Annotated in this window: 18 protein-coding genes; 3 read left to right on the top strand and 15 right to left on the bottom strand. The window is 38.8% G+C overall.

Translation table 11 applies throughout. From position 1 onward, the window contains the following. Positions 1-447: 447 nt before the first annotated feature. The 5 genes from B5771_RS02370 to B5771_RS24645 all read right to left on the bottom strand — a co-directional run bounded on the left by B5771_RS02370 (position 448) and on the right by B5771_RS24645 (position 5848). Positions 448-1659: an ammonium transporter gene (locus B5771_RS02370; protein WP_088186078.1), complete on the bottom strand. Its 1212-nt coding sequence runs from the start codon at positions 1657-1659 to the stop codon at positions 448-450. Positions 1660-1785: 126 nt separating this feature from the next. Next, positions 1786-2433: a response regulator transcription factor gene (locus B5771_RS02365; protein WP_047811442.1), complete on the bottom strand. Its 648-nt coding sequence runs from the start codon at positions 2431-2433 to the stop codon at positions 1786-1788. Continuing rightward, a complete protein-coding gene (gene amt, locus B5771_RS02360; RefSeq protein WP_088186077.1) occupies positions 2423-4354 on the bottom strand; it encodes an ammonium transporter in 1932 nt (643 codons plus the stop codon). The genes B5771_RS02365 and amt overlap by 11 nt, the downstream gene beginning before the upstream one ends. 357 nt (positions 4355-4711) lie before the next feature. Next, complete coding sequence (locus B5771_RS02355) at positions 4712-5233, bottom strand: GNAT family protein (RefSeq protein ID WP_088186076.1); 522 nt, start codon at positions 5231-5233, stop codon at positions 4712-4714. A 384-nt stretch (positions 5234-5617) separates the two neighbouring features. After that, positions 5618-5848, bottom strand: a complete 231-nt coding sequence (locus B5771_RS24645) for a hypothetical protein (RefSeq protein ID WP_242966705.1) — start codon at positions 5846-5848, stop codon at positions 5618-5620. A 614-nt stretch (positions 5849-6462) separates the two neighbouring features. Here B5771_RS24645 and B5771_RS02340 point away from each other — a divergent pair. The 3 genes from B5771_RS02340 to chrA are packed head-to-tail and all read left to right on the top strand — an operon-like array spanning position 6463 to position 8978. Further along, the gene (locus B5771_RS02340; RefSeq protein WP_088186074.1) at positions 6463-6864 is read left to right on the top strand and encodes a PadR family transcriptional regulator; all 402 of its coding nucleotides are present in this window, start codon (positions 6463-6465) and stop codon (positions 6862-6864) included. Further along, complete coding sequence (locus tag B5771_RS02335) at positions 6861-7685, top strand: extracellular solute-binding protein (protein WP_088186073.1); 825 nt, start codon at positions 6861-6863, stop codon at positions 7683-7685. The genes B5771_RS02340 and B5771_RS02335 overlap by 4 nt, the downstream gene beginning before the upstream one ends. Before the next feature lie 30 nt (positions 7686-7715). Continuing rightward, on the top strand, positions 7716-8978 hold the full coding sequence (chrA, locus tag B5771_RS02330) for a chromate efflux transporter (protein ID WP_088186072.1): 1263 nt from the start codon (positions 7716-7718) through the stop codon (positions 8976-8978). Positions 8979-9983: 1005 nt separating this feature from the next. Here the strand turns inward: chrA and B5771_RS02320 are convergent. The 10 genes from B5771_RS02320 to B5771_RS02285 all read right to left on the bottom strand — a co-directional run bounded on the left by B5771_RS02320 (position 9984) and on the right by B5771_RS02285 (position 16012). Continuing rightward, positions 9984-10415: a DUF3795 domain-containing protein gene (locus B5771_RS02320; protein WP_088186070.1), complete on the bottom strand. Its 432-nt coding sequence runs from the start codon at positions 10413-10415 to the stop codon at positions 9984-9986. A 232-nt stretch (positions 10416-10647) separates the two neighbouring features. Beyond that, positions 10648-11076: a hypothetical protein gene (locus B5771_RS02315; RefSeq protein ID WP_088186069.1), complete on the bottom strand. Its 429-nt coding sequence runs from the start codon at positions 11074-11076 to the stop codon at positions 10648-10650. 134 nt (positions 11077-11210) lie between these two features. Continuing rightward, positions 11211-11663 (bottom strand): DinB family protein, encoded by a 453-nt coding sequence (locus B5771_RS02310; protein ID WP_088186068.1) that lies wholly within the window; start codon positions 11661-11663, stop codon positions 11211-11213. A 410-nt stretch (positions 11664-12073) separates the two neighbouring features. Next, the gene (locus B5771_RS24990; RefSeq protein WP_282433308.1) at positions 12074-12202 is read right to left on the bottom strand and encodes a hypothetical protein; all 129 of its coding nucleotides are present in this window, start codon (positions 12200-12202) and stop codon (positions 12074-12076) included. A 278-nt stretch (positions 12203-12480) separates the two neighbouring features. Then, positions 12481-12951 (bottom strand): DUF3888 domain-containing protein, encoded by a 471-nt coding sequence (locus tag B5771_RS02305; protein WP_088186067.1) that lies wholly within the window; start codon positions 12949-12951, stop codon positions 12481-12483. A gap of 34 nt (positions 12952-12985) precedes the next feature. Beyond that, complete coding sequence (locus B5771_RS02300) at positions 12986-13405, bottom strand: pyridoxal-phosphate dependent enzyme (RefSeq protein WP_242966704.1); 420 nt, start codon at positions 13403-13405, stop codon at positions 12986-12988. Further along, positions 13377-13574: a hypothetical protein gene (locus tag B5771_RS24640; protein ID WP_242966703.1), complete on the bottom strand. Its 198-nt coding sequence runs from the start codon at positions 13572-13574 to the stop codon at positions 13377-13379. Before B5771_RS24640 ends, B5771_RS02300 begins: the two co-directional genes overlap by 29 nt. Positions 13575-13608: 34 nt before the next feature. Continuing rightward, the gene (locus B5771_RS02295) at positions 13609-14082 is read right to left on the bottom strand and encodes a hypothetical protein (protein WP_140417677.1); all 474 of its coding nucleotides are present in this window, start codon (positions 14080-14082) and stop codon (positions 13609-13611) included. Between the two features lie 488 nt (positions 14083-14570). Continuing rightward, positions 14571-15080: a hypothetical protein gene (locus B5771_RS02290; RefSeq protein WP_088186065.1), complete on the bottom strand. Its 510-nt coding sequence runs from the start codon at positions 15078-15080 to the stop codon at positions 14571-14573. Positions 15081-15316: 236 nt separating this feature from the next. Continuing rightward, positions 15317-16012 (bottom strand): polysaccharide deacetylase family protein, encoded by a 696-nt coding sequence (locus tag B5771_RS02285; RefSeq protein ID WP_088186064.1) that lies wholly within the window; start codon positions 16010-16012, stop codon positions 15317-15319. Positions 16013-16028: the final 16 nt, after the last annotated feature.

Raw genomic sequence — 16028 nt, 5'->3', positions numbered from 1 at the left:
CTTTATTGGCCCTTTCAGACGCTTTTTTTCCACTTACGAATAGATTTTGCTGATTCCATCAAAAATAACCTCCAATGAGATGACGATCATTAAATCTTCTCCGGAGACTCCATAAACCACTGAATCAGTCCACAATTTGTGCAAATGAGTATAGTAGCTGACTTGTTGAGCCAATCGAGATTTAGAAAAGTCAACCCTTGCCACAGGCGGCTTTCAAAATGTTAGTGTTTCAAACTTACCACGGTCTCAACGTGGGTTGGTGTTTCTTCATTGTTAATTCATCAGAGGTACTAGTTCCCTCGTCTCGACTGTCTAATAACTCAATGATTGATACAGATTAACGATGCACCTCCGCTTTTTGTCGTATTAATATTTCTAGTTGTCACTAATAGTAAAAAAATCAGCCAAGAGCATTAAGCTCTGGCTGATTTTATTGAAGTCATAGCATTACAAATAAGCTGTTTCGCCGTGCAGAGTGACATCCAGTCCCTTTATTTCCACTTCCTTAGGCACACGCACAGATTCAAAAACATTTATGATCTTTAAGATAAGATACGTTACACCAAAAGCATAAAGGGCCGTGAAGGCAACCCCTAGTACTTGAATTAAAAATTGGTGCAGATTTCCTTGAAGAAGACCGCTCGTATGATTTACGCTTGATATGGCAAATACACCCACCAAAATAGATCCAAGAATACCGCCGACTCCATGCACTCCCCATACGTCTAGAGCATCATCCCAATCAAGTTTTATGCGTAATTGAACAGCTGCATAACAAACGCCAGCAGCTAGTAATCCGATGATGGCAGCACCCCAAGGCCGGACATAGCCTGCAGCAGGTGTAATAGTCGCTAAACCAGCCACCGCTCCCGTTAGAACACCTAGCATGGTCGGTTTTTTCTCGTGAATCCAAGATATGACAAGCCATGCGATCATTGCTAGGGAACCTGCAATATCAGTATTGACGCAAGCTGTTGCTGCAATACCATTAGCAGCTAACGCACTGCCGCCATTAAACCCAAACCAACCGAACCATAAAAGTCCTGTCCCCAAAGCAACAAAGGCAATGTTATGCGGCGCAGTACTCTCTCCTGGTTGCAAAACTCGTTTCCCGACAAAAAACACTGAGGCCAAAGCGGCAATTCCGGCAGTAACATGAACAACAATACCGCCTGCAAAATCGACAAGCCCCATTTGGGCTAGGAAACCGCCTCCCCAGACCCAATGGGCCACAGGTATATAGACAAAAATACTCCATAATACTAAAAACTTAAGATAACTTTTAAAACTTATCCTATCGGCAAAAGCACCCGTAATCAAAGCAGGCGTTATTACAGCAAACATCTCTTGATAAAAGAAAAATACTAGGAATGGTATGGTTGGCCCATAAGCTGGATTTGGGGTCATGCCCACTCCACTTAAACCAAAATATTGTAAATTACCGATAATGCCATGAAAATCTTTACCAAAGGCCAGACTAAAACCTCCCAGGACCCAAATTGCTGTCACGATTCCCATAGAAACAAAGTTCTGAATCATGATTGTCAATACATTCTTCTTTCGTACCAGGCCACCGTAAAAAAATGCTAAACCCGGGGTCATAAGACATACCAAAGCGGCACTTATTAAAACAAACGCCGTATCCCCTGTATTAATCATCATAATCCTCCCATTTATTAATTTTTAATGTCAAATAAATCTTAAACTAAAATGAGGGATTAATTAATACAGGATTTACTGTATTGTACGGCAATTTTTACTGTATTCAATTTTCGCACTATTAAATTATACTTCAATGATATGATTTCGAACTGCATATAAAACTAAATCCGCTAGGCTTTTAAATTCCAGTTTATGCATTATATTAGACCTATGAGTTTCCACGGTTTTTAAACTCAAATTTAACATGGTAGCTATTTCTTTGTTACTGTTTCCTTCAGCAAGAAGTTGGATTATTTCTCTTTCTCTTGATGAAACGAGTTCATCTGGCTCTCCTTTCTTAAGATTAAAATTCTTCACAAAGCCAGCAACGACCGTGGAAGTGATATCTGTTGAAAGATATATTCCACCTGATTGTACTATTCTAATAGCCTTCAATAATTCTTCGAGGGCATTATCCTTTAAAACATAGCCACTAACCTGAGACTGATAGGCTCGAGCTACAAATTCTTCATTCTTATGCATTGTTAAGATTATTACTTTTATTTCTGGGCAATCTCGTTTAATTCTTTCAGCCACTTCCAAACCATTAAGCCGAGGTAGGGAAATATCAAGTATGGCGATATCCGGTTTTAAGCGCAGAATTCCATGCAGTGCCTCCTGCCCATCAGGGGCCTCACCGATTATTTCTATATCATTTTCTTGTTGGAGTAAAATAAGTAATGATTCTCGGAGTATTTTATGATCATCTGCTAAAAATACTTTAATCTTCAAAAGGCACCTCCATCATCAATGAAGTTCCTTGGCCTTCTGCCGTTATAATTCGAAGACTCCCGCCCAGCATTTGTAATCTTTCTTGAATCGAATTCAATCCCAATCCCGTATGCACTCCTTCAGACTCAAAACCTACTCCATTATCGCTGACCTGAAACAAATACAAATCGCTTTTAAGCCTTACAAAATTAACGTTTACCATTGTTGCCTGAGCATGTTTTAAGATATTTGTTAAACATTCCTGGATTACTCGATATATATTCAAGACCGCAGCATCCTCCCAAGCCGGAATTTCCGTTAATAAATTAAATTCTGATTTGATCCCTGTAGTCTTTTCAAAGTTCTTTATTAAAACTTCAATTGCAGCACTAAGACCCTTATCACTTAAAAAAGCTGGTTTCAAATTAAAGAGCACAGCCCTAATATCCTCAATAGTCTGAGTTGCAAGGTTAACAGTTCCTTCAACCTGATTACTTAATCTATTATCTTTGTACTCTGTTTTAACCTTATTGGCGATCATACCCAATTGCAATTTTAAAGCTGCCAAGGATTGACCAACCCCATCATGAAGATCTCTAGCCAACTTAAGCCGTTCATGCTCTTGCGTTTCCACCAAAAGTTTAGCCTGTTTCTGTAATAATTGATTTTGAGCATGAATTTTAAGGTTGAGATCTTGTGTTAAATTTTCATAATGTGTCATCTTCAAATAGTCTTGCCATGAATAAATATCAGCAAATTCAACAATGTTTAACCCTTTGTCCTCTTCTTCTTCAGTTACCCGTAAGCCAATTGTTTTTTTGATTGTATAAAATAATAATAGTCCTAAACCAAAAGCCCAAACAAAATTAAGTATTACCCCTGCTAATTGAATTAGAATCTTAACTATACGTGTTTGGCCTCCAAGAAATTCTGCTGGAGTGAATAAAGCTAATAATATGGTTCCTGCAGCACCTCCAAAACCGTGTATAGGTACTGCACCCACAGCATCATCTAGTCCCAGTTTTTCAAGCAATAAGCTAGCTAATATAACGGCCGACCCTGAGATAAAACCTACCATAACCGCATGAGATGGATAAAGATAATTAGACCCAGCCGTTATCGCCACTAATCCACCCAAGGCACCCGAAAAAACAGCTTCCATATAGCTATGATCTTTAATGAAGATACTGGTTGTCAGTATAGCGCCGGCAACACCTGCTGCTGCCGAAAAATTAGTATTTAAGAGGATTAGTCCAACTCTATCATTAAATTCCAAAAGGCTTCCCCCATTAAACCCGAACCAACTAAACCATAAAATAAATGTTCCGAGCACAGCAAAAGGTATATTCGATCTCCCTAATTTCTTAATCTTACCATTAGCATCCCATTTGTCCTTACGTGGCCCCACAATGATGATTCCTGCTAAAGAGACCCAACCTGCTGTGCAATGTACGACTGTGGCTCCTGCAAAATCCATAAATCCCAACTGCTTTAGCCAAGCTGACTGATTGGTAAACATATCTGCCCACACCCAATGCCCATATAAAGGATAAATAAATCCTGCCAGAAAAACGTCGGCAATTAATAGAGGTAAAAGTCTAGTTCTCTCCGTCATACTCCCAGATACAATAGTTACCGCTGTTCCAGCAAACATTAATTCAAAAAATACAAAAACGAAGCCTAGAGAATTATGCGCATGAGATATGTTATCGAGAAACCAGAAATCGCCGCCAAAAAGCCCCCAATGACTGTTTCCAAACATAAGTGCAAATCCTATAAAACAATAAACTAAAGTTGTAATGACAAATGTAATGATATTTTCAATGGCTACACTAATTACATTTTTTGATTGAATGAAGCCAACTTCATAACAGACAAACCCCGCTTGCATAAAGAAAACAAAACATGCACTGACAATAATCCATAAATGATTAATACTCATATCTTATATTTCACTCCAGCATAACCATTAAAAATTCACAAAAAGGTTATCCATGTAATGGAATGGGATTAGTAAGATTACATTTCGCTAATTAGCTTATCAGGAAGCATTCCACTAAACATCCGAAATCAATTTATTATCCCCAGAAATTTGATAAATATCCAAAACTATCTTTACAAACGACTTAATGCCTAACTGTATAATATTAGCCCTCTCTAGCATTTTCATCCCATGACGTTTAGAAAATCCACAGCCAGATCTTCAAAAATGATCTGGCTGTGGATTTTTTATATTCACTGGTCCTTTCAAGACTAGTATTAAAACATAACATAAATTATCATATTTGACAGCATATATTCAATCAAGTATTCTTTCAAAATATATGCTGTCACACCATTGTCCATTCTTAAAGATATATTTATTAAAACGCCCAACAAACTGGAAATCATTCTTTATTAATACTATTTGCGATCCTATATTATTGGGTGCTGTCCCGGCCTCTAGCCTATGAAGCTTATGTTTATTGACTGCTTCATCTAAAACAAGTTTTACAGCGCGTGTGGCATATCCCTTTCCCTGATGTTCCTCGCCTATTCTATAGCCTAATCCAGCCTTATTAAAACTTCCTCTTACTATTGATAATAAATTTATTCTACCAATAATCATTCCGGTATGATTCTTTATTAAATACATATATACTAATCCTTTTTCTTGTTCCTCAACTGACTCCTTTATTATTGTATTGAAATGATTTAATTCATAATAGTTATCTCCTCTTGGAAAACCTACTCTCTCAAAAAAAGGCCTATTTTTAATTTCAAATGTAAAAAGTTCCTGTGCATCTGACTCCTCAAGTAGATTGATTATAATATCTGGCATAAAATACCTCCTTAAGATCGTAGTATCTTACCAATACGTCTTAGTTTATACTATTGGGCAACTCATATATCCCGAGATATCGAGCATCTAATCTTATATTTTTGTATTAATAAGTCAACCACACTCATTGGACTATCTTTTTACAGGGTGACTTGCTTTATTTTATGTGTAAACCCATCGACAAACTTGAAATAGTAACTATTTTGCCCATGAAATATGTTCAGTTAATAATTTTAGTTAATAATTTCACCCTTGTTTTTAGCTAATTTTTCGCGCCATTCACGTCGCTGCGTAGTTGTCAGTTTCGCCCACTCTGTTTCTTCACCAATAATTCTTAAAGGTTCTTCTGAGCGATAGGAACGTGTTCTCTTCCATCTCCATTAGCTAATGCTGCTGCCAACCCTGCGCCAACTCCTCATAACATTTGGCAATGTTTAAATATAACGTTGAGTATGCACTCTTAACATTATCATCATTTATTTTTAATGCACACTGTAATGATGTTTCCATCCATTTCAATTTATCAGTAATACTTTTTTGTTGACGAGCTAAATGATACGCTGCAATAAATCTTTCATAGTCGTCTGTTGCTTCGTACCATGCTTTATGAAACATCGTAACTGCATCTTCGTACTACGCGCTTGACACCAGTGTCGCGTGCGGCCCGCAACACACGCAGGGCGCCATCTCGGGTCGGTGCGATTAGTTCATTCTCATTTTTTGGCATAGTGCTCGGATAAGGTGACGCGACATGGAGCACGTAGTCGCAACCGACCATCGCTTCTGCCCAACCTGAATCAGCATTCAAATCAGCACGAAACACGGTAAGACGCCCACCTACCTCATATGCTCCCCCTTGGCGCAACATGGCACGCACATCATTTTCACGCGCAAGATCACGAACTGTGGCTCGCGTCTCATGTCCAGCCGCCAATAGCTAAAACTCGTGCCATTTTAATTCCCTCCCATTCCATGCCTTACTAGATCGAGTCACAGTTAGTGAACTCGCTAAGCCCGATGTAGATCCAGTGATGATATAAGTCTTAAGATCTATAAATTATCCAAAACAATCTTCAACATTGATCTTCTGGGAAACTGGTCTAAGAATTGTCCTTACGTTTTCAAAACTAAATTTTTAACCAATTTTTCTGTTTAAAGGAAATTACTAAACGTTGTAGAATAGACTATAGTAACTATATGCACAGTGATAATAGTTGAGGTGTACACATATGAACGATGAGTTATTAGGTAAATTTGAATTAACAATTCCCTTTGAACGTTCTATTCAAGCTGAGTTACTGCTTCTACTGGGACAAAAACCATCGCATGGATATGAATTAATTCAACGTCTGCATGAATCTGATTTTCAGATCGGTGAAGCGGACACAGCAACCGTCTATCGTAATCTAAGACGTATGGATAAGGATGGGTTAATAACTTCCCATTGGGAGGTTGGAGAGTCCGGCCCGGGCAGGCGTCTTTATAAATTGACACCTCAAGGAGAAGATGCCCTGAAAACATGGGCAAAGTACATGGCTCAGCAAAAAATCAAATTGGAGAACTTTCTTAAAGCCTACCTACAATTTGAAAGTTCTATGATCAAAAAGGAAGATGGAGTGAGCTTAACATGATAACCAAGCAAAAAACCTTGAAAATAATCCATGCCGGTGCCTTACAAAGAGTTATGGAAAAATGTCTGGAACAATTCTTAAAACAAAATCCCGGTCTAAAATGTGAGCTGGAAGGGGTTGGTTCAAGGGAGGGTGCGAAACGATTATTGTCCGGAGAACATTACGACATCATTGCTCTAGCTGACCAAGCCTTATTTTCTGAACTCTTAGTACCAGATTTGGTGGAAAAGTACTTTGTCTTTGCTGCAGACCAAATTGTCATTAGCTACACTCGTGCTTCAAGGAAAAGCTCCGAAATTACTCAGTCCAATTGGATCGATACCTTACTGATGCCGGACATTAGTTTTGCCCATTCCAACCATCATCTTGATCCCTGTGGTTATCGAACACTCATGGCTTGGCAATTGGCTGAAAAATTCTATGAAAGGCCCGGTCTTTACACAACTCTAGAGGCTAAATGTATCCCTTACGATACTTACCCTAAATCCATAGCTTTATCGAAGGCCTTATTTAAGGGGAAGATTGATTATGCTTTTCTATACTCCTCTGCAGCCCAGCAATTAGAACTTCAATATATTACATTGCCGTCCAGAATAAACCTTTCTAATCCGGCCCATGCTAATTTCTATGATCAAGCTTCCGTATCCGTTGAGAGCAAAATTCCTGGCAAAGACATTATTATTCACGGTAAACCCATTGAGTTTGCAGTGGGTTTATCTAAGAACTGCCAAATTCCTGAACTGGCACAATCCTTTGTTGATCTCCTTACTGGAATGGAAGGTTCTTCAATAATAGAAGAATGTGGCCTGATCCCCTGTTAAGCATATATGGCGATTAGGAGGCTGAGTAAAATGCAAGTTGAGACGAACAGCGATCATAACCAGACACTTGAAAAACCGAGATTAGTGAGCTTCTTTGAGATTGCAAGAACTTTTCTTCACATAGGGTTTGTATCTTATAGCTTAGCTGCTCTTGGCGAGGCCAAAAAAGCCTTGGTCGATAAAAAACACTGGTTGACCGATGAGGAATATTTAAACGGTCTAGCCCTTTCTCAGCTTTTGCCAGGTGCACCAACGGTAAACCTCAATACCTACATTGGGTACTTTGTAAGGGGTTTTCCGGGTGCATTAGTGGCTAGCATCTTTTTCGTCATCCCATGTTTTTTGGCAATGGTCGCTCTTACCCACCTCTACCTTTATTATAATAATTTACCTGTCGTAGCCGCCTTATTTAAAGGTGTCGGCGCACTCGTGGTTGGGCTTGTCTTTAACACCATCATTGATTTATGGAAAAAAGGAGTCAACACTCTTCAGTTAACCATTCTGGCTGCTGCTGGATTTGGCATGGTGTATTTTTTGAAGGTCAATATTATGGTTCTCCTTTTGGTTGCTGGGATCGTCAGCCTGGCTTTTACTTTCTTGTCGTACAAGGTTTCAGGTTGGAAATTAGTAATGGATAAGAAGTTCTGGGTTCCTAAAAGGTCCCCTCAAAACGAAACTTCCGCCCTAAAATTTGAGTTTAGTCGAAAAAAGTATGTGAGTATGCTAATCATGATTGGTGTTTTACTAATCCTTAACTTTTTGATTAACTTTAGTAGCCCGACCTTTCGAAGTCTCGGCAATACGTTATTTGGGATCGGTGGCCTAACCTTTGGAAGTGGCTATGCTATGCTGCCGTTCATTCAGAATACTATGGTTAATCAATTTCACTTTGTTACAGACAAGGAATTTGGGGTAGCTTTAGCTTTGAGCTTACTTACGCCGGGACCAGTTACTGTGATTTCCGCCTTTATTGGCTATAAAGTGGCTGGCATCTTCGGAGCTGCCTTAGCTATGGCGAATATGTATTTACCATCGTTTGCCGTTGTTAATATTATTTCTGATCTTTATAATCGCGCAGGTAAGATAGAACTCTTCAAAATGGCGATTGGCGGAATTGTCGCTGCATTTATCGGAACGCTTTGGGCTGTCATCATTAAATTGACCGGCAGTTCCATAGTTGATTTACCAACGATCGGGCTTGCTCTAGCAGCCTTTGGTGTACAGCGGTTTACGAAAATTGATACTTTATGGATTATAATCGCTGGGGCAATTTTGTCGTGTTTCATTTTCTAGTGTCAACATTTTAAATGTGCGTCACTATTGCAATTCCATGCTCCTATTCCCGAGAATCTTATGATATTGATGGGGGTGCTTAAAAAACACTGATCTAATTCCATCGGTGCTATTACCGTCCTAATGAAGGATTTGCTGTATCAGGAATAGGCCCAGGTTTATAATGCTGGATGCAAAAATTCAGAGTTCCATCTTAAAGCACAGCATAAGAAAAATCTGTAGTACTATAACTACAACATATTTTTCATTTCCTTACTTTTACCAGTTTATTTCTAATCCTGCCGTTCAAGATCTCCGCCCCGCAACACTCGCCCCATCTCGACTACCTGCTAGGCTTTATTACGGCGACTATTTCTTCTTGAGGTTAGCAGGGCGACGTAATGAACGTGGTAAATATGTAATTGGAGGCATCAATTTTCTCTTGACATTCCATGTTGATCACGGCTTGGCGGCAAGAAAACAGGAGCGTCTTAGCCTTATGTGTAAATTAATGCTCCTTTTTCTTAGTAAAAGCAAAATACAATCCAAAAGATAACAAAACTAAACCTAGAATAACTGAAATAATCGGCTTCAATAGGCTCGAAAATATTAAAACTACAGTTGTAACAGTAGACAAAATAGTATCTCTATTCATCATTGCCTCCTCCCTTCTTGGCGACCTAAAAATACAAATATCGCCCAAAACGCTTCGGTGTGGTGTAACTTTCCCATCCTGCAGGATTGAAGGAGTCCGGTAGGTTGACTGCTGGCGAGCTGGGGGGTGGGTTTTATAGGGAGACCGTTATCTCTTCTTGAAGTTAAGGTTCTTTCTAGAAAGAAGTATTGCAACCGTCATTAGGATCAAATAACTCAAAACAATAAAAGGTCGTGTAGATCTGCTCATGTTTTCTGTCCAAATAGAAAAAATCATAAATGCCGTTGCTATGACCATTATCGCAATTGATACAACTTTACTTTTTGATTTAATCATTAGTTTCTCCTTCAATAATTATAGAAGCATAGCAATTATCCATTACATCCTTCACACTCTTTCATATACCAAGAAAATTTGGAATTACATTTTTCACAAGACCATTGCTGCTTTTGTATTTTTAGCCATTTTTCTTTACCCATGTCTTTAATCAAAATCAGGTTATCTATTGATTCTGCATGATGTGGTTTTCCATCATTGCTAAATTCTAATAATTTTTCACATGGAAATTCGTTGCATAAGCCGCAATATTCTATTTTCTTACCTTGTGCACATTCTCTTATGCCACAGTCTCCACATAGATTTTCCAATCGACAACCAGGGCAAAATTCAGGTGGTCGGCTCTTAAAATCATCATAAATTGAGGGCATACGCATAATATGTTCCTTGTTGCTTTCTTCAAAGCCTACTTTAAAGCTGCATGCACCGCAATAAAGGCCACAATAAGCAATCAATTCATCTGGCATCAATAGAACTCCTTCCTGCAATTAACAAACCCCGTTACCCATTATCTAACACCTTCCAAGACAAGCAACCATTCACCTCCACCTTCCCCTATCCACTACCTAAGCCCATCCCATCCTGCGGGATTGAAGAAGTCCGGTGGTTGACTGGGGGCTGGGGTTTATAGGGATTCGGGGTTGAGGGTATTAAGGTATAGCGGTGATGTTGGTGAGTAGCTTGTATAAGTTAGCATCTTTATGAGTTTGAATCTTCTTGTAGTTTGATCTTCAAATCAGCAATATAAGTCCTTTGAATCTTTTCTAGGTCCCAAAATAAATTGGAAATTATTCTTATTAACGGATTCTTAATCAGAATTTTTTCAGTAAAAATCACTTTCGCACCTCCCATTTCGGTAGGAGAGAAACATCCTGTCCAGTGACCAGTAAACATTTTGTTTTCCATATCAAAAACGTATCTGTTATTTTCGACCTTTTCAACAAGAGCAAATTTCGTATAAGCTTTTTCATTATAATACTCCAGCCAATGGTTCCCGTCGGAAGAAACTTCTATTTTCTTAATATCTGATCGCCATTTATAATCCACATTATTAGTTACAACATTCCACACTGTCTTAACATCTGATTTAAAATACGCAGTAATTTCAGACGCTCTTACTTTTGGCATATCATAGATCTCCAATCCAAACTATTAAAACAAATTTTGACGTAATCATAACATAGCTATTTGATCAAATCCTGTCATCCCATGTTTTCCAATGACTAGTTTTGGGGTAGGGGGTGGGCGGCTAATGTGGCTATCTATATTTCAGATGTTCCAAAGATTTGGATAAGATGATGGTCCAAATGCCTCAAATAATCTTGAATAAGCTCTAAAAAAGTAAAGCATTTATTATTCCCGATATCACATATGTATAATAATTTTTCTTCCGGAATATTAGAAATAACTCTAACAATTTGCTTATTTATAGCTGTCCAAAGTCCAATAACCTCATCAAACGGTATATTTTGATAATCCTGAATTGATACCCAATCATTTTGTTTATATGGCACAACAACAAACGGCTGATCTTCAAACTGAATCCTGATAAACCTATGGTGATTATTCGTGGCGGAATCACACAAATGTCCAAGAATTTCTTTCTTTGACCATTTGCCGTTGGGCTTTATAGTAATTTCCTCTTCAGAAAATTGATTTATCCTACTCGGGAGTACTTCAATTAAGTAAATTAACCTTTTAATTATCTTATCCATTCTTATCCCTCACTTTTAAATAATTTTAAATCATTATGTTGTGAAATATATAAACTCTCCCATCCTGCGGGATTGAAGGAGTTCGGAAGGTTGACTGGCAGCTGGGGTTACGGGATGTTCCGCCCCCTTCTCATATGCATCGGTACTTTCCCCCTTCGTGGTCTACACTTATAGAGTTTTCCCTTAACATCACATGAAGAGTTCCCAAGTCCATATCCGCGCCTAGATTAGATTCACGCCCCTTTTACACCGGACACCACATGGCCAGTACATAGGTTGCTTCCATGCTCATCCCGAAGAAGAGGGAAGTCTTCGGTTTTGATGTCGTCCTAGAAAGCTTTCGATGCTTCATCAGAGGTTCACTTTCGTTCGTCTCTCTAATCCATACATGCCGAGATCATTCTCGGCTTTTAACCGTAACGTTCACCACCGCAGCCTTTCGGTCTGAAGCTGCTTACGGCTGTTTGAAACCAATTCCTATAAACCGGTTTCGAAGGATCTACCTTCATCACGGATACAGCATCGCGTTCTTCGAACACGTTCTTAGCACAATCCCTCCAGCTTTCCGGTCGGTGAGCGACTTTGGATAGGTAAGGACATCCTGCAGCATTAGGTGTTGGGATTTTCTTTTCCTCCGGCTATTCAATACCTTATCGCACCAATCAGCACTATACACCTGTAATCTTTTTTCATGATGGCTTTTCTTCTTTAGGTTAGCTGGGGGTGACGTGAGTGATTAGGCATAGATGAAGTGTCTGGGATGTTTAATAAAATGATAGGGATAGTAATTTCCAACCCGCTATGTTCATCAATGTGACTACAAGTTGCTTGGCAATGGAAAACTTTTGATATGCTCAAAGTTGACAACCTCAATTTTAGTAGGACTTACTCGCAATGTGACATGATCAATGCCTACTTCAATATGAGCTCCGATATAAGGTTTTACTTCAAAACTGACCTCATAAACCTGATCAGAACTAGGTTTTCTTGCCTCTAAGACCCTCACCATATAGGGCGGAGCTAATACATCTTTTTTGTAATATTTCGTGACAGACTGTTGAATATATGGATCAACAGCCGTAATTAACATCTCTCTAAAAAGTTCATTATCAGTATTTCCTGCCGACCCCTGTGGAAGGGTTACATTTTTCGACTGCCCATCTCTGTTTACATTGGCTGTTAATGTGTTCGGCGTATTAGTATTGGTGCTTGCACTTTGTACATTCGCACATCCATCTAAAATTATCATCATTACAAGAAAAGCCGCTATTAGAAGCTTTACTCTCATGTAGGTTCCTCCCGTTCTAAATCATAGATGAAGGTTAATTATCCACCCAACACTTATGTGACGCATCCCCGACTTTCCGGTTCGGTGAGGGCCTTTTTCTAAAATAACCTTGCTTTGCCAGGTCAATGAGACCAGCCATAGCCTTCCCCGTATAAGTGGGATCTAGCAAAACACCTTCTGTTTTGGCCAGTAATTTGACTGCCTCGATCATTTCGGCGGTAGGCCGCGTATAACCGGGACCTATTATATACTCATCAAAGCAAACAATGTCTTCTCGCGACACCTGTATATCAATTCCCTTATAGTCCGCTGTTTGCTCTGTCAGCTCGGATATCATGTTTTTCAACACATCTTTTGGATTGAGAACACTTATCCCTGTTACAGGTATTTGATAATTGTTACCATGTAAGCCAAGTAACAAACCACTATAGGTACTTTCGCCAATGTTCGGCAACAAGAAATTCTAGTTTTCGTGTCTTATTCCCTCCCTCGGTCAACCCCAGCAAATCATCCCGTTTAATATATATATTGGGACCGCCAATAGCTTGAGAAAAACGGGATAACTTCTCTATAGGAGTTTGCCCTTCCATATAACGACGTTGCGGAAAACGCCCTAAATTCATACGATTACCTCCAATCTCCAATATGTTATCTTGTTCATAATTTTTGTTTGCTTAATTCTTTATAAGCATATACGTAACTCATAAAGCGATCAGAATGATTATCAATATCTTCTTGCGAGATACCCAACCAAACACGCAATTTATTTAAAAACCGACGATTCACTTCACCTGTTTCATCATCACAAACGAATGAAGCGACAAATATGGCGGATTTTACTTCAATACGAATATTCATATTAAATTGAGCTATATGTAATGCAACAAATTGCAAGTCGTATTTTTCAGAAGGGATATCTCGAACTATTTTTAACCTCTGGCCAAAATCCAGTGGAAGAGATTGAGAAAAACCTGGATCAAGAATCTTCAGAGCGGCATCTTTTAATGATAAATCCTCAAAACGTTCAGGAATTTCAGTGGCATCAAAAACTTGCTTTAAAAATTGTACTAATTCTTCCCCAGAATGTGGCTCTGGTCTGGATTTTAAGATGTTATCAATCGTTTCTTGCATAATAATTAGCCTATTATTGATTCTTGTCAGCCAAGATACTATCCAATTTTTGTTCAATTGACTGAGCATTTTTTAATTTTCCAAACCATTTTGATTATCCACATAATAAACGCTATCCATAGCATTGCTACCCAAAATCCTGGTGCTAAAAGTTCCATATATGAACCTCCTCTTATTATAAGACTCACAATACGCCTCCACTTATCAGTTACTTATATTCATTTTCATTATTACACATTATTCAAGTAAAATATGTCATAAGTGCTCGAATTATCGAGTAGCAATAGGTAAGGTTTTGATGTTATCTCCACCTTCTCCCCTGCCCCACACCGTACATGACAGTTTCCCCTCATACACTAAAAAGACCCCCGCCAGCAAAGGCAGAGGCCAAAGAAATGGAGTAAATGGGACAGACCTGTGAATATATATAGAATCAATGTTTGCCCATCACACAACCCCTGCCTTTACTCTTTAATCATCTCACAACTTTATAGTAAACGCAAAAATTTGATTGGACTCAGATTTAGTAATAAAAAAGTATTCGATGGATCATCTACATAAAAGGTGAGTCCGCGGATTTCGTCCATTGACGGAACACTTGAACCTAAAACCGAATCATCAATAGAATTTATATTAATGTAGGTCTTACCGCTTAACTGTGCAACCGAGTAATGAACATATTTATGGCTTCTGGCGTAATCCAACAATCGCGAAGTGCGAGCAACCAGAATTTTTCCTTCATCGTTATAACTCTTTAATAACTCAAGCGATTGAATACCTTCTTGGGTAAAAGGAAATCCCGCACTTCCTTTGCCTAGATGTTGTGTAACAATTGAATACTTTCCGTCGTGAGCAAGTTGATCTAGCCTCGTTTTTGTAATTTGCTTTGATATAAATTGAGTTTCCCAAGTCCAATTAATCTTACCTTTATTCCGTTCATTCGTATAACGATGGAAACCCCAGACCTTTTGACCATCACGTAAATGAATTGGAAACAAAGGGTCATCCCAGCTAAACTGATTTTCCCCCGTAGAATCCCAAACATAACGAATCCCATTCCCAGCGTAGTATTTTTCTACGAATAGGAGGTTTCATTATCATGATTATATTTATGAGAGACCCTAAGAACCCAGACCATACAACAAATAATATTCTACATTAATTTTCGATTTCCTTTTAGTAAACGGAATTATAGCCAAAAGACAAATAAACTTTTTCACAATCCAATATAAAATTATTTAGATAAATCCAAACTAACAACGGGCAACCTTCTTTCAACAGTAAGCTTTCGGCAGATACTTTCCAAAGCACAAACCGTATTCTCCGGAGCCCTTGGCTGACCTCCTGAATCATGTAACAATACAATTGATCCGACAGACATCTTTTTTAGAACACGATCAGTAATTTGTTCTGGACGTCTTTGAGTGAACCAGTCAAGGCCCTCAACATTCCAAAGAACCACTTTCTTTTTGCGCCATTTCAGCCATAACCAAAGCGCGAGGTTAAAGAGTCCCCAGGGAGGACGTATCCATTCTACATTTTGCCCGGTTAATCGTTCCAGCGTAGCGACACCTTCATCCCACTTTCGCCATGTAGCCCATGGATTGAGGAACCATGGACAGAGATGTTGTTGACAGTGGATACCGAGTTGATGCCCATGTCCTTGAATTTCTTTAATCAAATCAGGATAGGAGGCGGCGTTCTCTCCCACAACAAAAAATGTTGCAGGTACATTGTATCGCTCAAGTACATCTAAAATTCTAGGTGTATAATCCGGGTCAGGCCCATCATCAAATGTTAGTGCAACTCCTTCCGATTTTTGCCTTTTAAAAGTACCGATACCTATAAAACGCAAAACTAAATTTGGAATAATTATATAGGTCACTATTACAAAAAACATAAAATCTACGACTAATCGTTGCAAACTCATATAAACCTTCTTACTC

Source organism: Desulfosporosinus sp. FKA (genome assembly GCF_002196785.1).
GTDB classification, from domain to species: Bacteria; Bacillota; Desulfitobacteriia; order Desulfitobacteriales; family Desulfitobacteriaceae; genus Desulfosporosinus; species Desulfosporosinus acididurans.
This window is presented reverse-complemented; position numbering and strand designations above follow the sequence as displayed.